The sequence below is a fragment of the Metabacillus endolithicus genome, assembly GCF_023078335.1.
GTDB lineage: Bacteria > Bacillota > Bacilli > Bacillales > Bacillaceae > Metabacillus > Metabacillus endolithicus.
In genome coordinates, this window is the sequence record NZ_CP095551.1 from 177,417 (window position 1) to 197,139 (window position 19,723).

Here is a 19,723-nt window from a genome sequence, read left to right on the forward strand (position 1 = left end):
ATTTATACACATTTTAGGAGGAATCAAGTTGAATTCAGAAGCTATTAAAATTGAAGATCGAAAACGAAAGCTATCAACACTATCTAGTGGAAATTGGTATTACATTACAGCAGGAAGTAATCATTCAAATTTGATACAGGTATTAAATTAGATGATGAAAGTATTTTTATAAAATATATAGGTGGTGACTTTGAAGGAACTCCGTTTACTTTTTCATTTAAGCTTAGTAAAGTTGCTATGGATGAAATGTGGAAATATGAATTTAATACACTATATGACGGTAGCATTGATCTAAAAGTTATTGATCTTGATTGGGTAAGTGATATTGCAACAATTCCCTATACTTTATTAAATGACTTATCAATTTCTCCTAAATATACAAACCATATCTCGAAGGGTAAAAATATAATTACCGAAGGCAATAGGATTATCCTATTGCCTTTTCTTTTTATTAAGGATACCAGGAGGGATTTTATAATGAATAAAACATTTAGAATTGAGGATAGAGTTTATTTTGCTACATCTGCAAGGAAAGATGAAATAGAAATTATAAAAAAGGTTAGACCAGCTAATCTATTAGTATCTTTTGCATTATGGAGAGAAAAACATAAGGACAAATGTTTAAAGAAAGATCTCATTCAAAAAATTGATTATACACCTAAAAGTATAATTGTAGATAGTGGAGCATTTACGTTTGGAAACATTGATATAGGAATAGAAGAAATTATTGAAACCTATAAAGAAATGATAGAGGAAGATGGAAAGGAGTTTACTTTTGAAGAATTTTCTTGGTGGTGGTTCAATGAGTTTCCAGAAATGGAATATTGTGCGGATAAAAATCAATTTCTCCTTTTTGAACAATATATTAATTTTATCCTTGCCAATCAAAAGTATATAGATTATTGTATCGCATTTGATACAATGGGTAGCAATGAAACGGGATTACTAACATTTAAAGTGATGCAATCTCTTGGTTTATATGTTATACCTGTGTATCAAGCAGCAACTTTTCTTGGTAGAAAGGTGATACAAAATCGGGATTTTGATGTGCTTAAATATTATACAGACCACACACAATATATCGCTATTGGTGGGACTGCTATATCGAGAATTAATGGATATACTAAAAAATTTCGTATTAAATCATACGAGAGATATTGGAGATGTATCCTAATCATCATTTTCATTTACTTGGTACTCTTGACCCTTATATAATTGAAGCTTGTCCAGAATTATATTCAATCGATGGACAATCTTGGCTAGTTAAAGTAAATGATAGAAAACAAAAACTATTGTTATCAGAGAAGAAAATTGAAGGGAAGATCGAGTATATCAGGTAAAAGAAGACTGATTTAAATCTATTTGATTTTCATTATGATCATTCTAATTTAGAAACTCTATTAGCGATAAAACCTTTATTTACGTAAGTGTAAATATAAAAAAACAGTTGTATTGTAGTATATAAAATAATTTGATAGACTAATTATGCAAAGTTTTCTTTTTGCTCTATAATGAGCCTTGTATTGAAGTGTTCCCTATGGGTGGTATTTTCTCTAAGAGGAAGTATGCCTATAGGCTTTTTTGCATTTCTAGAAAGCTTTATTACACATTTTAGGAGGTTGAAAGAATGGAAACACTTGATGTAAAGAAGGTTGGAAAAGAGTTAGCGGCACCTTTTGCTCCAGATGAAATTGAATGGAGAGTATCGCGAGTTAGTGTTAACAGTCGAGGGCCGCAAGCTATAGTTGTACCTTATGTTTCTTCAAGAGCTATCCAAAATAGGTTTGACAATGTAGTTGGATGGGATCGATGGGAAAATAAAATTCAACAATTACCGAATGGTGCGTTTATTCAATCAATTAGTATTAGGATAGGTGAGAATCAAACAATCACAAAGTGTGATGGAGCTGATCCTACAAATTTTGAGGAAACCAAAGGAGGAATTTCTTCAGCATTAAAGCGTACCGCTGTGCTTTTTGGAGTGGGGAGGTACTTATATAACCTTAGTGAAGTTTGGGTTGAAGTACACGAGAAAAGAAAAACCGATAGAGATATCTATACTTACCACAAGGATAAGAAGGATCAATCTAAAGATGTTAGAGGTTACTTTACTCCTCCCACATTACCAAATTGGGCATTACCAGAGGCTTTGGACATGAGCAGTCCCCGTCTAGAAATGAATTGTCATCTCATGAACACCACAATCAACAATCTAACACAATACCAGCTGGCATGGTTGAATGTATTTTCAAAGATATGGTGGAGAAACAATATGACGACGGAGTAGTTTATGAGATTTGTTTTGAACAAGGTGGTCAAATTTGCGTGATCTATGCGATAGGCAAAATGGCTGAGGAAATCAAAAGATTACAATTGAAACCAGAGGATAGAGTTGCTATATCTTCTGAAGAACATCGAGGACAATGGGTACTTAATAACGTTGTAAAAGTAGGTTAATAAATTACTAAACTTGGAGGAATCATATATGTGGAATACATTTGAACTAATCGGGAATTTAACAAAAAAACCAGTGCTTCGAAAAACGAACTCAGGAATTCCTGTGACAAATTTAGATATTGCTCATAATTACTGGGTAGGAGAAGAGAAAAGAACTGATTATCTGCAGGTAACTTTATGGAAAGACAATGCTGTTAATGCATGTAAGTATCTTGATACAGGTAGACAAGTTTTCGTTAACGGAACAATTAAACCTGTAAAACAAGAGATCAGTAATAAAAAGTATACGTTTAATGAACTTCATGCAGAATCTGTAAAGTACTTAGGCAGCAATAATCAAGGTAACAGTAATAATCAAAATAATTCTTCTGACCAACAAGGTCAACTAAACAGTTACCAGGAAGATAATTATACACAAGTAGGTAATAATCCATTTCAAAGAGGTAATGAGAACCAGAATTATAGTTCTAACCCTTTTGAGCAAAGAAATACAAACCCGTTTGGAAGATGATTTTTATAACGAGAAAGGAGTAGCTTTTTAGCTGCTCCTTTTTATATTTTTTTATAGGAGGAAGGATTTATGTCTAAAAACGAAGAATTACAATTAATAGGTGCTGCTAAACTAATGGAAGATTTATTCTTAAATGGTATCTATCAAAGAAGGAAAAGTTCTAAAGAGTTCCTTGACCAACTAAAGCATACTATGAGAAAAACATTCTCTAATTATGAAACAAGAAGAAATGAATTTCATGGTATTGTGGCCAAGTTTGTTAGAGATCCCATTTATAAAACTGATACTGTTGCATTTAAAGGGCTTTTAAATGATATAGGAATACTACATAAAGTAGTTAAACTGAAGTATTCGTTCATAAAAAATGATGAGGATCTAGTTGATTTACTTGCAGATTATTCCTATCCGAAAGAATTTTTTGCTCAAATTTATTTGAATAAAAAAGGCAAAAATGAAGTGGTTAAAAGAGAATTCCTATTCGATACATCATTAGAAGGTATGGCAGAATTATTCAAATCTGAAAAAAGGAATTTTGATAGGTTGGAAGAAAAATATCGTAATACTTTACTAGATATAGAAAAATGTCCTATGCTTAAACAAGCTGGAACTCTAAAATGTAATTACGGAACTATTAAACTTAGGGAGAAAGATGTTGTTTATGATGTAGAATCTATCTTTAAAGAATTTGGTTCACATTTCTTATTGGAGTATGGACAAATATCTATGGAGAAAGTAGAAGAATATATAATCAAGGGTTTCTTATCATACAAAGAAATAGAGAAGTTTAGGAAGTTAGTAGATATTCCTTTGAAGTTCTTTGTAATGGATATTGAAATAGAACGAAAGAGTATGGAAACCTACCAGTACATTTCAATGCAAAAAGCACAAGCTAAACGCTATGCTTAGTATCTTTGTGAGGAATGTAGAAGGATAAGTTAGTAAGGGGGATGACATGCCGACTGAAATTACTAAAAAGGCGGATTTCTTTTATATTCTCGTAGATTATGGTGACAAGGGACCTTATCTTATGATGAAAGTAGATAAGAACAGTCATTATTTTAAGACAGTTGGGGAGTATAAAGATTTAAGTGAGTTTGATCCTATACAGGCTAAAACTATGCTAGATGAAGGTGTTAAATTCTTTAAAGAGGCTCGTAATGCTGTAGACTATTACTTTAAACAGCTAGGTATCGGGGAAGAAAACAAATAAATATTACACTTTAGGAAGACTTTTTTTATGCTGCGGCATATGAAAGGTCTTTTTTTATTGCACATTTTTAGGAGGAAATATAATGAAAAATACAAAAACAAAGGTTAATCGTCAAGAAAAAGTGAAGGAAGCTTTTGAATTAGTGAAAAAGGGTGCTGTAGATATTGCTAAAAGTTCTAACTTTCAACGTTTTTTAAAATTTTCCGCATCATTCCACAATTACTCTTTCAGAAATCAACTATTGATCTGGATTCAAAAACCAAGTGCTACATTTGTTGCTGGATTTGAAACATGGAAAAAAAGAGGAAGGTATGTGAAAAAGGGAGAGAAAGGGATTATGATTTTAGCTCCTATGAAAATCACCAGAAAAAACGATGAACATGAGGAAGATGAAGAATTTATGTTATTTCGTCCAATATATGTTTTCGATATATCTCAAACAGAAGGTGAACCTATCCCTTCAATTGGTGAATATGTCAAGACTTTAAATGGAGAGACGGATCTTTATGAAAAAATCAAAGCTATAAGCCCATTTCCTGTAACAGAAACTACAGATTGTAAGGGTGCTGATGGTTATTACCGCATTAAGGAAAAAGATATTTTCATTGATTCTAAAAATTCTACGTCTCATAAGTTGTTAACTCTAATTCATGAAATGGGTCATGGGTTATTACATGCAGATAGAAATAACATTCCGAGTAAAGCAGTGAGAGAAATTGAAGCTGAATGTGTTGGATTTGTGACCTGTCATGCTTTAGGTATAGACACTTCTGAAAATTCTTTTGGGTATATTGCTTCCTATGGAAGAAGTAGGTCAGATGAATTAATTGATAAAAGTAGAGAAAGAATTAATAGGGTTTGTACATCGAATCTTAGGAGACTTCGAGGATACTTACGTTGCAATAGAAGATAAAGAGCTTGTATAAAATAGAAAAAAACCAGATTTCTTGAGTAGAAGTCTGGTTTTTTAATTTATTAAAGCTGGGTGAAAATGTAAATGTTCATCGTGATAGCCTATATAGGTATAGTCAGTATTGAACTTTTCTTGAGATATTACTAGCTCAGGCTCCGTTTCGTCGTTTAAACAAACAAGTATATAATCTCTCCCTAGGAGATCATTAGAAAAACAGTAATAAAGCCTTTCTCCGCTTAGCTCTTTATATATATCCCATTTCTTTAGTACACTCTTGCTGAAAACAAATTCCATTTCCATGTATGACCTCTTCTCTAAAATGGTTTTACTTGACATGTGATAGTAAATCATATTCTGACATTTCAGGTAAACCATAATATTCTTTTGCATCTAGGTATAATTTTTGGCGATCTTCTTTTGTTGTTGAACTATACATATCTTCAAACGACATATTGCCCTTTTCTGAGAGGTAATACATTGTAATCATCTTTGGATAATTAGATACATCAAGGTAAAATCCGTTTATAAGTTTTTTTGAAAGATATCCAAAGTAAGGCAAATCTGTTCCAAATTCTTTAATAGCTCTCTTTTTAGCTTTTTTGATTTTATGATGTAAAGAAAAATCAAAGTATCCACCAGATAAGACAACAATAAAATAACCCAAACATATAATGATCCAAAGCATTACCCATAAAACAAATAGACCTTGTATTTGAAACCAAAATGAATCTCGAAATCTAGGCTCATTAGGTACAACACCAATATCTATCATAAAGTTCATGAATTCTGGAATCAAAGAAAATAAAAATAAACTTCCAGAAAATATTCCTAAACCTAATAATATTCTCATAGTATCACCTCATAGGTTCATTTTAATTATACATATAAATGTATAATGTAGCAATTAAACTAATTATACAGTATCATTTTACCTCATACAACAAATTCTGTAATAAAAGTATTGTCATATATGACCTTTTTTTGTAGAATGAAGACAACTTAATATTTTCGCATTCATGCGATTATTTAGGCGGAAGACGCAAAATAATCCTTTTTAAAAAGGGTTGTTTTGCGTCTTTTTTTTCAAATATTATATGGAGGTAAGTTTATGAAAGGAATTAGTATTAAAAAATTCGTTAAAGAGGTTATTCCCTACGCCTTTGTATTCGCATTTATGAGTACACTTATTTTCTTTACTGGTGTAGAGAGTGCTTCAGCGACTGTTCCGACGATTCCTGGTGGGTCTGGAGGTAGTGATGTGACTACTATCAATACTATCTTAACAGGATGGATTACTAATATTCGTATAATTGGAGCAGTAGTAATAGTTATTGCGATTGTTCTTGCTGCGATTATGATTGGTATTTCAATGGGGAATTCAGCTAAAAGAGCACTGGGTATTTCTGCTTTAGTTAGTGCAATAGTAGGAATTATTCTTGTTTTAAAAGCGCCTGACCTAGCAAACTATGTTATTACTCAATCTGGTAGTGGGAGCTAAACAATAATAGTATGACCTTACACTTCACTTGTAAGGTCTTTTTTTAAAGAGTAGGAGGAATTTATATGCGTACTAGAATGCCGTTTAATACTGAAGCGGAACGGAAAAGCATTAGAGGGGTTTCGTGGAGACAAGCAACTTACATTTTATTTGCTGCATTAGTTTACCTATCAATAGCTTCAGAGATTTTATTTTCAGGAAGATTCACATTTATTGTTGGATTTGTTCTTTGTGCATTGACTTTGCCAATAACAGCACCTTTTCTGATTTTGGCATTTTTAAAGAATGGGAAATCAGGATACTACTACGATCAACATCTTATATTTCTTTCGAAGTTTAAGAAATCTCAAACAGGTATCTGGAGGCAATAACATATGTTAACTAATTTAATAATGATTGTACTAATTGGTCTCGTAATATATTTCTTTGGTTACCCAATCATGGGAAAACCATATCCATTTAACCCTTTTAAAAAACGAGGGAAATCTAAAAAGAATAATTTAGGAACAAAACGAGGAAGTGAAGACACACAAGAACTTAAAGTGAACTTCCAAGAATTGATCGGGGTTAAAGGGATTCATGGTGAAGTAGTAGAGCTGAATGAAGCTGGTGAGAGCCGTCACTTTATAGGATTAATTAAAACTGAATCAATTAACTATTTACTAAGAAGTATGAATGAACAACAAACGACTGATTTATCATATGAGCAATTATTAGCGCAGCTTAACTTAGGGCCAGGTCGTGAAGTTAACGTAGGGATTCATATTCAATCTAGACCAATTGACTTGTCTGAACAATTAAAACCATACCAAGAGTCATTTGAACAATTAAATCCGATTGCACAGAGATATGGAGAAACGATGTTCTTCCCGTACATGGAATATTGGCAACAAACAGTAGATGAGTTTGATTACCATAGTTATTTTACTGTTGACCTTTATTACGACCAAAAGCTCTTAGAAGATCTAGATGAAGATTCAATTATTTTAAAGGTAAGAAATGAATTCAATCGAGTTGCTCAAATTATTGTACGTAACTATGCCAATATGGGCGGAAGAAGTAATATCTGTTCTGAAAGACAGCTTTATGAGGCATTATATTTTTCAGTAAATAAACAAACAGGGAGCATTGAACATTTCAACCGTTTTATTGAGAAAGATGGTATTTTATCACCATTTGTTACGGGGAAAGAATCAAAACCTAAAGTTAGATTTGAAGAATATGGAGAGGAGACAACAGAGTATGGGGCTATTTAAAAAGAAGAAGGCTGCATCGCCTGAGTTAACAGAAGAACAAGATATAGAACAAGAAGAGAGTAGAGCAAGTAAAAAAGGAAAAAAAGCTAAAGAGGATTTACACGCTGTAGCAAGACAAAGTTATTTCGATAAAATTGGTTCAGCAGGTGTGCATTTTCCTGAACATGTTAAAGATCGTGCATACCAATGTGACCAAAGAGCAGGTGCAGAATATTCTTCTAGGTCCTACATTTTAGATTTTGGTAATACCTCTATATCTACAGGAGAATTAGAGACATTGTATCGTGCAGGAGCTAGTAATATAACGTTTCACCTTACTAAACTCACTAAAAACCAAGCGACTCGTAAATATAAGAATGCAGTTACAGACGAAGGTTCTCGTGTTATTCAAGCGAGAAAGTCAGGAAACGATATTGAGGAAAACGAAGCTCTAAAAGCAAGATCAAACGCAGAACGCCTGCTGGATGAGATTAGTGATGGTTACAATGATGGTTTCTTAGGTACAATGGTTGTTACGTTATTTGCAAAGGACGACAAGACCCTTGATAACATAGGAATGTTAATCCAAGATACCTTAGAACATAACGAACATAATCTGAGACCGTTGTACGCTCGCCAAAAGGATGGATGGTTATCAGCTCTACCATTCTCGGGTAATCGACTTACCGCAACAGTTGATAGAAGATTCTTTGATAGGACTTCAATTGTTGCTGCTTCTCCATTCTATTCTTCTAAAATTCCATTCAGCGGTGGTGTACCTGTTGGTGCGAATTTACACAATCAAAATATGGAATTTTTAAATGTATTTGCCCCTTACTTAGATAACTATTCTTCTCTTATAGTTGGTGCCTCTGGTTCTGGTAAATCATTCAGTAACAAGTATATTTCCAGTTCACAAGTATTACTAGGATATCGGATCTTTAGTATTGATCCTGATGGGGAGAATGGACCTATATGTGTACTTATGGGCGGAAAAGAGGTTGAGATACGTGAAGGTGGATCTTGTACAATTAATATTTGTGCTTTGACCGAAGAAGAAATTGAACAGACTTTACCAAATGGAAGAAGAGTTTCAAAAGTTATCGTACCAATAGGTTCAAAAGTTGGTAGATTAATAACGTTCTACAATAAGTTGTTAGATGGAATCTCTTCTCTTGAAAAGGAATTATTAAAAAAAGCAATTATGGATGTAATTGAAGAATGGGGTATTACAGAGAATCCAGAATCACTGTATGAAAATGAAAAAACTCCAGTTAGATTATCAAATGGAGATATTACGTATAAAAAACAACGTAAACCTGAATTTACCCTATCTGATATCTACAAACAAATATTAAAGAATACAACCTTAGGATATAATCTGCATGATTTTTCATATCAAGAAATTATTGATCCTGATGCGAGAAGATTAATTAAGGTATTAAGAGGATACCTAAGAGATCGACCAGATGGAAAAATTCTCGATGGTGAAACCCAGTTTAATGGGGAGAAAATCGATAACCTACTTGATGATATATGTTGGGTAAACTTTAACATGAAAGCTGTAGAAGGATCTGATATATACGACATTATCATGCATGTCCTTACACTATTAGGATGGGAATACTTCGTTAAGAGGCCTTCTTTACGTAGATTTAAAAAACGCTTGAAGATCGAGGAAGCATGGAGAATGAAAAGAATTGATGGTGCTATGCAATTCGTTGAGGAACTAGCACGCCGTAGTCGTAAGTATCAGGCGGGTGTAGATATTATTACACAGGATTTAAATCCGTTCTTAGAAGATTCAGATGGACAAGCAGTTGTAAAGCAAGCAACAAGTGCATTGTTCCTTCGATTAGGTTCAGTTGATGATGAGGAAAAACGAAAATTGCAGTCAATTTTTAACTTGTCTGAGGGTGAACTACAAATCATTTGTCGTAAGCCTGCTGAATCAGAAGATTCCCAAACTAAAGGGGAAGGAATACTTCGTGTTGGTGGATCTTCTGCATATGTAAAAGTACAAGTAAGTGATGAAATGCGTGGGTTTATTGATACTGATACGGACTATCTAATAAATAATGGTCTTCTACCAGGTTTAGAAGAGTATGACAAGCAGGAAGAAGAAGAAGTTAGAGAGGCGTCATTAGTATGACACTAAATACACTTGAACAACAGTTAAAATCAGCTAAGAAAAAAAGAATTGCGTTCATTTTGATCTTATTGTTGATGTTCTTCCCTGGTTCAGCTGCACACGCTGCTGAAAGTAAGTGGTACGAAAAGCCGTTTGCTTTCATGTTTTCAAAACTATTTGAATGGATATTAGAGCCATTCATAGGACTACATGAACCCGCTTATTATATTTTCTATCAAGGAGCAGGGAAGATATGGGGATTGTATACACAGGAGCAATATAACAGTGCTATATATAATGGATTTAACATGATGCTGTTTGTTGTTGGTTTTTTACTCTGTGGTGCTATTGTCATGATGGGGATTCAACATGGATATGCAAAATTTTCCTCAAGTATGAAATCTGACATAACAGATAATTTTTTGAAGGTTATCTTGGGGATTGTTTTACTTTTTCAGTTCTTCCCGCTTGTTAATTCATTTTTTACTTTAAATCACTATTTTGTACAAATGTTTGAAACCGGTATTACTGATCCAGTTAGTCTAAGAGATTTAGGAGCTACTGTTTTGACTAGTCAAGACGGGAAAACAGCTGGTGAAAAGATTGAGTTTACTGATTTATCTTCTGGAGAAGGTGACAACTGGATAAAGGATGCTATCGTTTCCTTTTTCTCACTAGGAGTTTCGATATGGTTTAAAGCTTATTATATTCAACGCTTAATTATGATTAGCGGGTTAATACTTCTAGCACCTGTATGGATATCAACTATATTTTTTCCTAAGCTACAAGGTATTACAAGCTATGCTATGAAGGAGTTATGGGCACAAACAATTGCTCAAACTATTCATGCAGCAATATTTTGGTTGTATTTCTGGTTGTTTGATAGCAACACAGATTGGTTGACATATATTATTGCTTTATCTATCTTTATCCCAGTTTCAGAGTCACTTCGTTTTGCAATGGGGGCTACTTCTGAGAGTGGTGGAAAGTTAGCCATGATTGGTACTGCTGCCGGCTTTGGTTCTCTTATGCATGGAGCTAAAGCGGTAGGTGACATAAAGAATGGAGTTAAAAATGGTTATGCAGAGAGTAAAGGGTTATTTGATGGATCTTCAGGGAAAGGAGGACAAAGCAGTAAAGGAAACGCTGGAATGTCTATGATGGCCATGAACAACGGAAAATCTGGAGGTGCAATGAATTCCTTAAACCCTATGATGGGAATGAATGAGGAGCGTCAATATGGAGGTGCTGTTCAAAACGTTAGTTCAAATCCTAGTAAATTCACTCAACGTATGAGAACGGTTGGGCATGTTGCAGGTGGGGTTGGATCAGCTATAGGGCGAATGGGAGGAAATGCAACTGGATTAGGTGTAAGTCCTTTTGGTCAACACATTATGGCTGAAGCGGGTGCCAATATGGGACAAAGTGCTGGATACGGTTCTGGAGTCGTTGGTTTTGGTGTCGGTAAAGGAATGACTGACAAAGCAAAGAACTTTGGTCAATCAATAAAAGGTAATTTTGAGGAAAATCCGTTAATGAACCGGGAGCAATCTCGTGAGCAAAATATGAACCCATTGCAACAAGCTGGTCGTAATGTTGGAACTGTTGCAAGTAACCTTGGGAGAGCAACAGGAGATGCAATGGTTTCTCCCCAGTTTAGAAACAACCCACAGGCTCGTAGAGAAACTTTACAGCGTGCAGGTGGTGTCATGGGTGAAGCTCTTTATGGTCGAGGTATTGGCTATCAAATGGGGGCAGATGCTGCCACAAGTGTAATGGGTAAAGGTGTAGCAAATCCGCAACTTGGTAGACTTGATCAAGGCGTAGACTACTCAGTTGTTACAGAAAGGGATAGAAGTTATTTAGCTGAGAAAGGTCCAAACAATACTCTTACACCTATATCTAATTACGGCCCGGGAGATCCGAGTCTACCTAAAGATGCTAAGGTTATGCAGGATCATAAGATTACAACTAGTGATACGGGTGTTATAAGTATGAATCCTACTTCTGAAAAGTATGCTACACAACAAGTGCAAAGTCCTAATAATGGAAAAATGGACGTTCAAACATTTAAGGTTGATAATTCAGTGAAAACTCCACAAGTTAGCACGTTTATCGACAGTAATACGTCAGAGGTAAATTCAAATGAACCACCAATTAGAACTAATTTGGTTCCTAAAATAGATGAGCAACCTTTGCCTAATATGAATCAACAGGGTTCAATGCCAAATAAGAGTGAAAAAGTACCACCAACTCAACCGATAGTACCTAACAATAACCAAATTAATAAAGGGGACAACTCAACATTAATTCCTAACAAACCAATAGTTCCACCTACAAATAACAATAATTTCCCTCCTAAGAAAGATTGAGGTTATATAGATGGGGAATGCTTTGGAAAAAACGAAAGAAAATGCTAAGCAGTATGCCAAACAATACGCTAAACGAAAAGTTAAACAGTTAGTAAAGAAAGTAATTAGGAAAGTACTTTTAAAAGTTTTAAAGAAATTAGCTCTATATATAGGTAAACTTTTATTAAAGGCTTTCCTTAGTCTTGTAGCACTAATAGGAATACCAGGTACTATAGTATTTTTAGTTATTACTATTATCGGTGGTGCAATTTTAATAGTTGCTCCTAGTCTTGAATGGTTCGGTGATGATTCACCTATCACACCGGAAGAAGCAAAGAAACAGATTAATCAACTTATTCTAGATTCTAGTGAGTTAGAGCAATATAGACCTCCCTTTAAATTAGTTACTGCCATAGATGCAGTTAGAATATTAAAGGAAGATAAACAGCCTTGGGAAATTGATCCTGAACCAATTGTTAACGGGCTTGCACCAGATTTTGAATATGAAACCCATGAAGATACTTATGAGATAAAAAAGGTGATAGAAACTGAAGTAACCACCTACACTTATCCCAATATGGGAACCGAAGGATGTCAAACTAGGGAGGAAATTTCAAGTGCATTTTGTTCTGAACGAGAAGAACATAAACATATTGAAACCGAAACAATTATTGAAAAAGAAACTGTAAAGAGGGAATTCTTAAAATCCGCTCATGCTTGGAATACTCTTGATACTTTTTACTATAAAGAAGTTGATGTTAATGGAGAATTCGCAAAGCAAAGTGAAAACAAAGAAGGAAATACAAAAACGACTACTTATAAGCGGTTGGTTAAGGAGTGGCAACTCGATACAGTCAATAATATAAAGAATTACGAGAAGTTTGACAGTACAATTACGTCATTACAATTTAAAGATGATGATATCAATTTATTGGTAGCCTCACTTATAGAAAATGGTATTCATATGGATGGATATACCGGATCTTATTTCGATGTCTTTATAGAAAATGGAATGGGTATGATGGTTCCACAAGAATATATGGAAATATATATAGCTGCTAATAAAAAATATGGAGTTGACTGGAATTATCTAGCGGCACATCATTTTATTGAAACTCGATTCTCAACTATGGACCCAATGATATCATACGTGGGAGCTGAAGGCCATATGCAGGTGCGACCATAAGGTCATATAAGAAATCTCCTTTTGCATGGAGTAGGCAAGACTACAAAGCCTATCACTACCAAACTTATCCGTGAGGGAAACCAAATATCGGGGAGTGTAGCATGTTTGGAAAGCTATAAGTTATCGAATCATCACGATACGACTGAATAGCGAAGTGAAATGATGTAAACGAGGATAAAAGCTAAACTGCTTGAATGACAGTCCGAGGGGGTTATTGGCCCACCTATGACGGAAGATGATTACCTACGTTATACAACGAAACGTATGAGCTAATTGGAGACTCATTACGAAATACACACTGATTAACTGTATGTCAGATGTGAGTAGTCTATCGTTGACCAACTATAATAAGTAGTAAAGGGCGAACGTCATATCCGACATTATATCAAGCTTGTTCTTATATGTGCTAAATGGTGATTACCTACGTCAGAACGCTTTTATAAAAGCTATGATAAATTGTATCTGAATATCTGATATGGTAACGGAGTTCTCGTAGTAGTCCGAGATGGGGAAAGCCCATTACATGGCGAAGGGGAACAGCTTATCAAGTCTAACTAAAATTGGAAAGGAGCGTAAGGCTCTATGAGAAGTCCAAACACTGTGTTAGACAGTCTAGAAAAACAGTCAATACGCAAAGATTACAAATTCGAACGAATCTATCGAAATCTTTATAATGTAGAATTCTATTTAATGGCTTACGCAAGGATTAATGCGAAGGAAGGCAATATGACACAAGGTGTCGATGGACAAACCATTGATGGGATGAGTCTAGAACGTATAGAACGATTAATTGAAAGTATGAAAGATTGTAGTTATCAACCTAAACCGTCCAAAAGGGTATACATTCCAAAAAAGAAAACTGGTAAAAGACCATTAGGCATACCATCTTTCGAAGATAAACTCGTACAAGAAGTAGTAAGGTTGTTAGTCGAAGCGATGTATGAAAAAACATTTTCTCCACATTCTCATGGGTTTCGACCAGAAAAAAGCTGTCATACAGCACTCATGCAAGTAAAAGACAGATTTACCGGAGCAAAATGGTTTATCGAAGGAGATATTAAAGGTTTCTTTGATAATATTGATCATCACAAGTTAATAACACTACTTAAAAGAAGAATTGAAGATGAGAAATTCATCAATCTGATTTGGAAGTTTCTGAAGGCTGGCTATCTAGAAGACTGGCACTATCACAAAACGTACAGTGGTACTCCGCAAGGGGGTATTATCAGTCCAATCCTATCAAATATTTATTTACATGAACTTGATGAATTTATCATGTCTTACAAGGAGAACTTTGATAAAGGAAAAGGAAGAAGACGACTAAAAGAGTATCGTACACGTGAAGCCAGACTCTACCGTGCGAATGCTAGGTATAAAGAGAAATGGTCTGAAATGGATGAAATAGAAAAAGAAGAAGCACGTCAACACTTGGACGAGTTGAAAAATCACATGATGGAATTACCCTATAAAGACCCTATGGACGAAAACTACAAACGAATACAATACGTGCGATACGCCGATGATTTCATTATTGGGGTTATTGGTAGTAAAAAAGATTGTCAGCAAATAAAACATGACATCAGTAATTTTCTCAATCAAGAAATGAAAATTGAATTGTCTCAAGAAAAAACGCTCATTACTCATTCTAGTAAAAGAGCAAGATTTCTTGGATATGACATCAAAATTAGTCATGATAATAAAACGACAAAATACACGGCTAGTGGACATAAACAAAGAACAAGAACAATGAGCTGTGAACTATTACTACCTCATGAAGTTTGGCGTAATAAATTAATCGAATATAAAGCGTTAAAAATAGATAAAAAAACAAACAAATGGGAGTCTACACATCGAGCACATCTTTTACAAAATGATGACCTTGAAATATTGACCATCTATAATGCTGAAATAAGGGGTTTGTATAACTATTACAAACTAGCGAATAACGTATATAAGCTAGATGGATTCAAATTCATCATGGAATACAGCATGTACAAAACTTTCGCTAATAAATACAAATCAAGTGTAAGAAAAATTCATAGAAAATACAGTATAAACGGAGACTTTGCGGTAAGGTATGATACTGCCAACGGCAGTAAAATTGCTTACTTCTATAAAGATGGATTCAAAAAACAATTACTCCCATCTTCATACTCTGATGTTGATGTGATTTCTAAAACAAGGAACATTATTTATAACCGAACAGGTTTAATCGAAAGATTACTTGCAGGTCAATGCGAATGGTGTTACTCAAAAAATGTAGAACTAGAAATCCATCACATTAAGAAACTAAAAAACCTTGATGGCAAAAAAAGATGGGAAAAGCGTATGATTGAACGAAACCGTAAGACGATGGCGCTCTGTAAGAAGTGTCATCTCGATCTACACAACGGTAAGTTAGATTGATAGGTGGAGAGCCGTATACGCCGAGAGGTGTACGTACGGTTCGGGGAGGAGTTCTTGGAAACCTAGTATAGAAATATGCCAAGGCGCTGGGTTCTTACTCTACTTCATGCCTTGTACCTGGGTTGGTTGGCAAGATCCTACATGTAGTGGTAATGGTAAAGGTAATATATCAGAAAGTAATAAAAAGAGCATTTCATATATTAGTAGAATGGGAGGATATGGAACGGACGGGAATAATGATGGCGTGGCAGATATGTGGAACATATGGGATGCAGTTTTTTCATCCGCACACCTTTTAAAGGATAATGGTTTTTTAGAAGATAAACGTAAAGCGATTTATAGCTATAACCATTCGAATGCTTATGTAGATGAGGTTGTACACTATGCAGAATTATTTGCTTCAAATACTGGTGGTACTCCAGAAGTAACCAAAGGAAAATTTATGCGACCTTCTTTAGGGCCCATCACAAGTCCTTTTGGTCCTCGTTGGGGGAAATTACATGCTGGTATTGATATTGGTTCAAATGCTTCAACAGACCCTATTGTAGCCTCTGCAGATGGCGTTGTAGTTAGGTCCTATACATCTTCAAGTTATGGAGAATGTATTATGATAAAACATAATATTGAAGGTGAAACTTATACTACGGTTTATGCTCATATGGTAACTGGTAGTAGAAGGGTTCAGATGGGACAAACAGTTCAAAAAGGGCAAGTGATTGGTATAAAAGGAACAACAGGTAGCTCTACAGGTGTACACCTTCATTTTGAAATTCGTAAAGGGGATTGGTCAACAAATCAATCAAACGCTATTGATCCAATAGGATCAGAATTCCTGCAATTAGATTAGTAGGTGATGAAGTATTAAGAAATTTATATTATTCTTTACTGGATATATAGTTTTAATGGTTATTGGTGCTGGAGTGTATTTATTATTTTTTAAAACTAACTCGGCTGATATTGCACAAGGGAAAGAATTAATGAATGTACTAGACGAGAGTTTAGTACATTCTTCAGATGAGGAACATAATCATAACCATGATCATAATGAGGCTGGTTATGACTATGATGTTGAAATCATAGAAGAATTTCAATCTGTTGGTAATACTATTGACTTTATGGCGGCTACGTTGATAGAAGAAGAGAGGGAGTATTTTTCTTCACTTTTTTTACCTGAGAATCTTTCTAAATCAATGTTTGAGTATAGTGACGACCCTTCGAGTGAGGATGTAATTCTTCAAATAATAAGAGAAATTAACAGAGAAGGAAAATTAATTGAAGTGAATTGGGAATCTCATATGGCAGAAGGTAAATCTTTTTCAAGGGATGATCAAGATATAAATCTTCAACTTATTTACAATGATAATAAGATATCAACTGCAAAAATAGATTTGCAATTGGTGGGAACAGATCATTTTAATAGCGAAAGAATATACTATATAAGTAATAGTCCTAAAAACTTTGTTGACCAGGTAAAAGAGAACCTAAAAGGTCTATGAGATAGTAGATAAAAACCAAAAAAGCGACTCCAAAGAGCCGCTTTTTTGGTTACACATTTTAAGAGGATGAAAAAACATCCCTTAAAAAATTTTAGGATATGTTAATAATAGCACATATTTATATATTTTTCAATTGCTATTTTAGCTTTCAAACTTATCTATTCTTATGATGTTGCTAGTTCATGGCCAAATTTATGTATTTGCAGGAATAATACGTTGTTCATTCCCATGGGCTCTTTACTTGTTTATCTTGGCTAAGAGTGAGTGTATTTTTCAACTATTAGCATTGCTATTAACATAGTGTAAGTGCTAAATGCCAAAACAGTTAATTCCTTGGTATAGATCTATAAACTACGTGTAAAATATCAATTAACACAACTAAATTTGTCTATAAAAAACGTCTTAAACTATTGAAATTACTGAGTTTAGACGTTTTTTTATTTTGTCAGGAAAGAGCGATAAGTATTATTAACACGTTAAGGGACGAAATGTGTCTGCTTTGCTTCTTCTTTAATTCACATATTCTTATAATAATTTGTACTTTCTTCATTTATGAATCTCCTTAAAATGACATCTTCTTGTAATTGATATGTGTTCATTATTACCGCTCCTGAATTATTATTTTGGGGAATAAACACATAAAGGTGTTATCAATATAAATGTATGTCGACATAGGACAAGCATGCCATCTTGTAAAGTAGTTTTAGTCTCCATATTCAAACATTGTTCGATAATTGAAAAATATTGGCACTCAGATCTTGTCTTAATATGGTAAAATAGTAGGGAAAATGTCTATAATTTTACAGGTGTTCGGCGGGGGAATAGAATAGATGACTACTAACGAACTAATAATTTTCAAAAAAGATACAGATGCTCCTGGTTCTAACCGAGGTTTTGTTTATCAGTATCTGAAAACATTGCTACTGTGGCTAAACAACTATAAAAGTAAGAAATCTATCACTATATATTGTGAAGTGGATGATGATATCAAAGAAATTAATTTGATGGAACAAACAGTCCGTTTTACACAATTGAAATGTTATTCTTCGGCACTGAATATAAATAGTGATGAAATCAAAAAGTCTTTCTATAATTATTTTTTACTTCATCTGATTTATGAAGGATATGAAGGGGAATATGTATTTGAAACAAATACGCATATTTCTAATCGTGATACTGTAATCGAAAAATGGATGTCTTATCAGGGGAATTTGCAAACGAATCAGCAAATTCAAAATGTGTGTATTGACAAAACCAAGGAAATCTTGCGAGAAGTTTTTGTTGATGAGAAAGAATCAATGGAAATAGCAATTAAGAAAAAGATATCTACTCGTCAAGAGAAAATTAGCATAGCTATTTCTGACAATGAGGAATTGCGTTTAGAAATTGAGAAGCTCGACAAAGAACTTGAAGTCCTTCAGAACCTTTCTGCGACCTTTGAAGCAAAAATAGATGATGATGAAATCATAAGTGATTTTACTAACCGAATTTCATGGATTTTTGAGAGTATAGATGCTGTTCAATCAATTGATGTATTAAAAGAACAGGTAAATGAGGCGCTGATTGATATTTCAAAAGCCGAAAATAGAATAGATTTATATTTTGGAAGGCTGCTTTCTGAAATTAATTTTAAAGCTGTAAAAGAAAAACGGGAACTAAGATTTCTTGATAATAGTTTGTTAGAAAAGATTCTTGGTGAAACCGATGATGTTATACGCTCAGGCATTGATAATGAGATATTACAAAAATTTGATGGATTAAAACTTACAGTGCAGCAAGGATTCTCAAGTGTGAGTCAGGATGTCTTTGGTTCTGAAAATCGACTCAGAAAAGATATTGATTCATGGGGAAATCGACTTGAAAGTCAGCTTCAATCAACAACAAGTGAACCAGAGTATCATTTATTTGAGATGCCTAGAGTGGAACCTGAAGAAGTGGAAGAATTTATAAAACAAGAAAATAATGAGCATCAAAGTAAGTTGGAAATGAAATTCCACAAAATTGAAGGCTTAGATGAAGAAATGAGAAATAACATGCTCCAAACGGCGACTGAATTAAGATGTAGGTATTTATTGTATCTGCAGAGACTTAATTTTCAAAATTTTCATAGAGAATATGATGAAATAAAAAAGCTAGAAAAAAAGTGGAAGATATATGTAATGATGCTGTTTTAGAGTTGCAAATGGATAGTCAAATTACTTCAGCAAGATTTTACCTTAAATTCAAAAAAGAACTTAAATTAGCTTTGGACGAATTTAATGCACTAGTAAAAATAAAGAAGTTCGTTGTTGACCTTGATGTAGTTTATGGTCAAATGTTCCACATGGCA

At 34.0% G+C, this 19,723-nt stretch carries 20 protein-coding genes; 18 read left to right on the forward strand and 2 right to left on the reverse strand.

The annotated features are described in order from the left end of the window. Nucleotides 1-28: 28 nt before the first annotated feature. The 8 genes from MVE64_RS27685 (at nt 29) to MVE64_RS26915 (ending at nt 5,091) form a co-directional block, all read left to right on the forward strand. On the forward strand, nt 29-151 hold the full coding sequence (locus MVE64_RS27685; protein ID WP_281730523.1) for a hypothetical protein: 123 nt from the start codon (nt 29-31) through the stop codon (nt 149-151). A 326-nt stretch (nt 152-477) separates the two neighbouring features. Next, nucleotides 478-1,215: a hypothetical protein gene (locus tag MVE64_RS26890; RefSeq protein WP_247347372.1), complete on the forward strand. Its 738-nt coding sequence runs from the start codon at nt 478-480 to the stop codon at nt 1,213-1,215. Nucleotides 1,216-1,627: 412 nt separating this feature from the next. Next, nucleotides 1,628-2,287: a Rad52/Rad22 family DNA repair protein gene (locus tag MVE64_RS26895; RefSeq protein WP_247347374.1), complete on the forward strand. Its 660-nt coding sequence runs from the start codon at nt 1,628-1,630 to the stop codon at nt 2,285-2,287. Nucleotides 2,288-2,325: 38 nt separating this feature from the next. Then, complete coding sequence (locus tag MVE64_RS27690) at nt 2,326-2,457, forward strand: hypothetical protein (protein ID WP_281730524.1); 132 nt, start codon at nt 2,326-2,328, stop codon at nt 2,455-2,457. Between the two features lie 28 nt (nt 2,458-2,485). After that, entirely contained in the window at nt 2,486-2,968 is a 483-nt protein-coding gene (locus MVE64_RS26900; protein WP_212137972.1) for a single-stranded DNA-binding protein, read from the forward strand. Between the two features lie 69 nt (nt 2,969-3,037). Then, nucleotides 3,038-3,874 carry a hypothetical protein gene (locus MVE64_RS26905; protein WP_247347376.1) on the forward strand — a complete coding sequence of 279 codons (837 nt, stop codon included), beginning with the start codon at nt 3,038-3,040 and terminating at the stop codon, nt 3,872-3,874. 46 nt (nt 3,875-3,920) lie between these two features. Then, a complete protein-coding gene (locus MVE64_RS26910) occupies nt 3,921-4,178 on the forward strand; it encodes a hypothetical protein (protein ID WP_247347378.1) in 258 nt (85 codons plus the stop codon). Between the two features lie 82 nt (nt 4,179-4,260). After that, nucleotides 4,261-5,091, forward strand: a complete 831-nt coding sequence (locus MVE64_RS26915; protein WP_247347380.1) for an ArdC-like ssDNA-binding domain-containing protein — start codon at nt 4,261-4,263, stop codon at nt 5,089-5,091. A 54-nt stretch (nt 5,092-5,145) separates the two neighbouring features. On the opposite strand, the gene MVE64_RS26920 is transcribed toward MVE64_RS26915, so the two are convergent. Further along, nucleotides 5,146-5,391 (reverse strand): hypothetical protein, encoded by a 246-nt coding sequence (locus tag MVE64_RS26920; protein WP_212137977.1) that lies wholly within the window; start codon nt 5,389-5,391, stop codon nt 5,146-5,148. A gap of 25 nt (nt 5,392-5,416) precedes the next feature. Further along, nucleotides 5,417-5,941 carry a hypothetical protein gene (locus tag MVE64_RS26925; RefSeq protein WP_247347382.1) on the reverse strand — a complete coding sequence of 175 codons (525 nt, stop codon included), beginning with the start codon at nt 5,939-5,941 and terminating at the stop codon, nt 5,417-5,419. 258 nt (nt 5,942-6,199) lie between these two features. Here MVE64_RS26925 and MVE64_RS26930 point away from each other — a divergent pair, with 258 nt between their 5' ends. The 10 genes from MVE64_RS26930 to MVE64_RS26975 all read left to right on the forward strand — a co-directional run bounded on the left by MVE64_RS26930 (nt 6,200) and on the right by MVE64_RS26975 (nt 19,568). Continuing rightward, nucleotides 6,200-6,589 carry a hypothetical protein gene (locus tag MVE64_RS26930; RefSeq protein WP_247347384.1) on the forward strand — a complete coding sequence of 130 codons (390 nt, stop codon included), beginning with the start codon at nt 6,200-6,202 and terminating at the stop codon, nt 6,587-6,589. Between the two features lie 65 nt (nt 6,590-6,654). Further along, nucleotides 6,655-6,960 carry a PrgI family protein gene (locus tag MVE64_RS26935; protein WP_098796804.1) on the forward strand — a complete coding sequence of 102 codons (306 nt, stop codon included), beginning with the start codon at nt 6,655-6,657 and terminating at the stop codon, nt 6,958-6,960. 3 nt (nt 6,961-6,963) lie between these two features. Beyond that, nucleotides 6,964-7,845: a hypothetical protein gene (locus tag MVE64_RS26940; protein WP_247347386.1), complete on the forward strand. Its 882-nt coding sequence runs from the start codon at nt 6,964-6,966 to the stop codon at nt 7,843-7,845. After that, on the forward strand, nt 7,832-9,976 hold the full coding sequence (locus MVE64_RS26945) for a VirB4 family type IV secretion system protein (RefSeq protein WP_247347387.1): 2,145 nt from the start codon (nt 7,832-7,834) through the stop codon (nt 9,974-9,976). The genes MVE64_RS26940 and MVE64_RS26945 overlap by 14 nt, the downstream gene beginning before the upstream one ends. Then, on the forward strand, nt 9,973-12,327 hold the full coding sequence (locus tag MVE64_RS26950) for a hypothetical protein (RefSeq protein ID WP_247347389.1): 2,355 nt from the start codon (nt 9,973-9,975) through the stop codon (nt 12,325-12,327). The genes MVE64_RS26945 and MVE64_RS26950 overlap by 4 nt, the downstream gene beginning before the upstream one ends. Nucleotides 12,328-12,337: 10 nt before the next feature. Next, nucleotides 12,338-13,492 (forward strand): lysozyme family protein, encoded by a 1,155-nt coding sequence (locus tag MVE64_RS26955; RefSeq protein WP_247347391.1) that lies wholly within the window; start codon nt 12,338-12,340, stop codon nt 13,490-13,492. A 582-nt stretch (nt 13,493-14,074) separates the two neighbouring features. Then, nucleotides 14,075-15,898, forward strand: a complete 1,824-nt coding sequence (locus tag MVE64_RS26960) for a reverse transcriptase/maturase family protein (protein ID WP_247347392.1) — start codon at nt 14,075-14,077, stop codon at nt 15,896-15,898. Between the two features lie 106 nt (nt 15,899-16,004). Then, on the forward strand, nt 16,005-16,745 hold the full coding sequence (locus tag MVE64_RS26965; protein ID WP_247347394.1) for a M23 family metallopeptidase: 741 nt from the start codon (nt 16,005-16,007) through the stop codon (nt 16,743-16,745). Nucleotides 16,746-16,800: 55 nt separating this feature from the next. After that, entirely contained in the window at nt 16,801-17,394 is a 594-nt protein-coding gene (locus MVE64_RS26970) for a hypothetical protein (protein WP_247347396.1), read from the forward strand. Nucleotides 17,395-18,224: 830 nt separating this feature from the next. Beyond that, entirely contained in the window at nt 18,225-19,568 is a 1,344-nt protein-coding gene (locus tag MVE64_RS26975; RefSeq protein WP_247347398.1) for a coiled-coil domain-containing protein, read from the forward strand. Nucleotides 19,569-19,723: the final 155 nt, after the last annotated feature.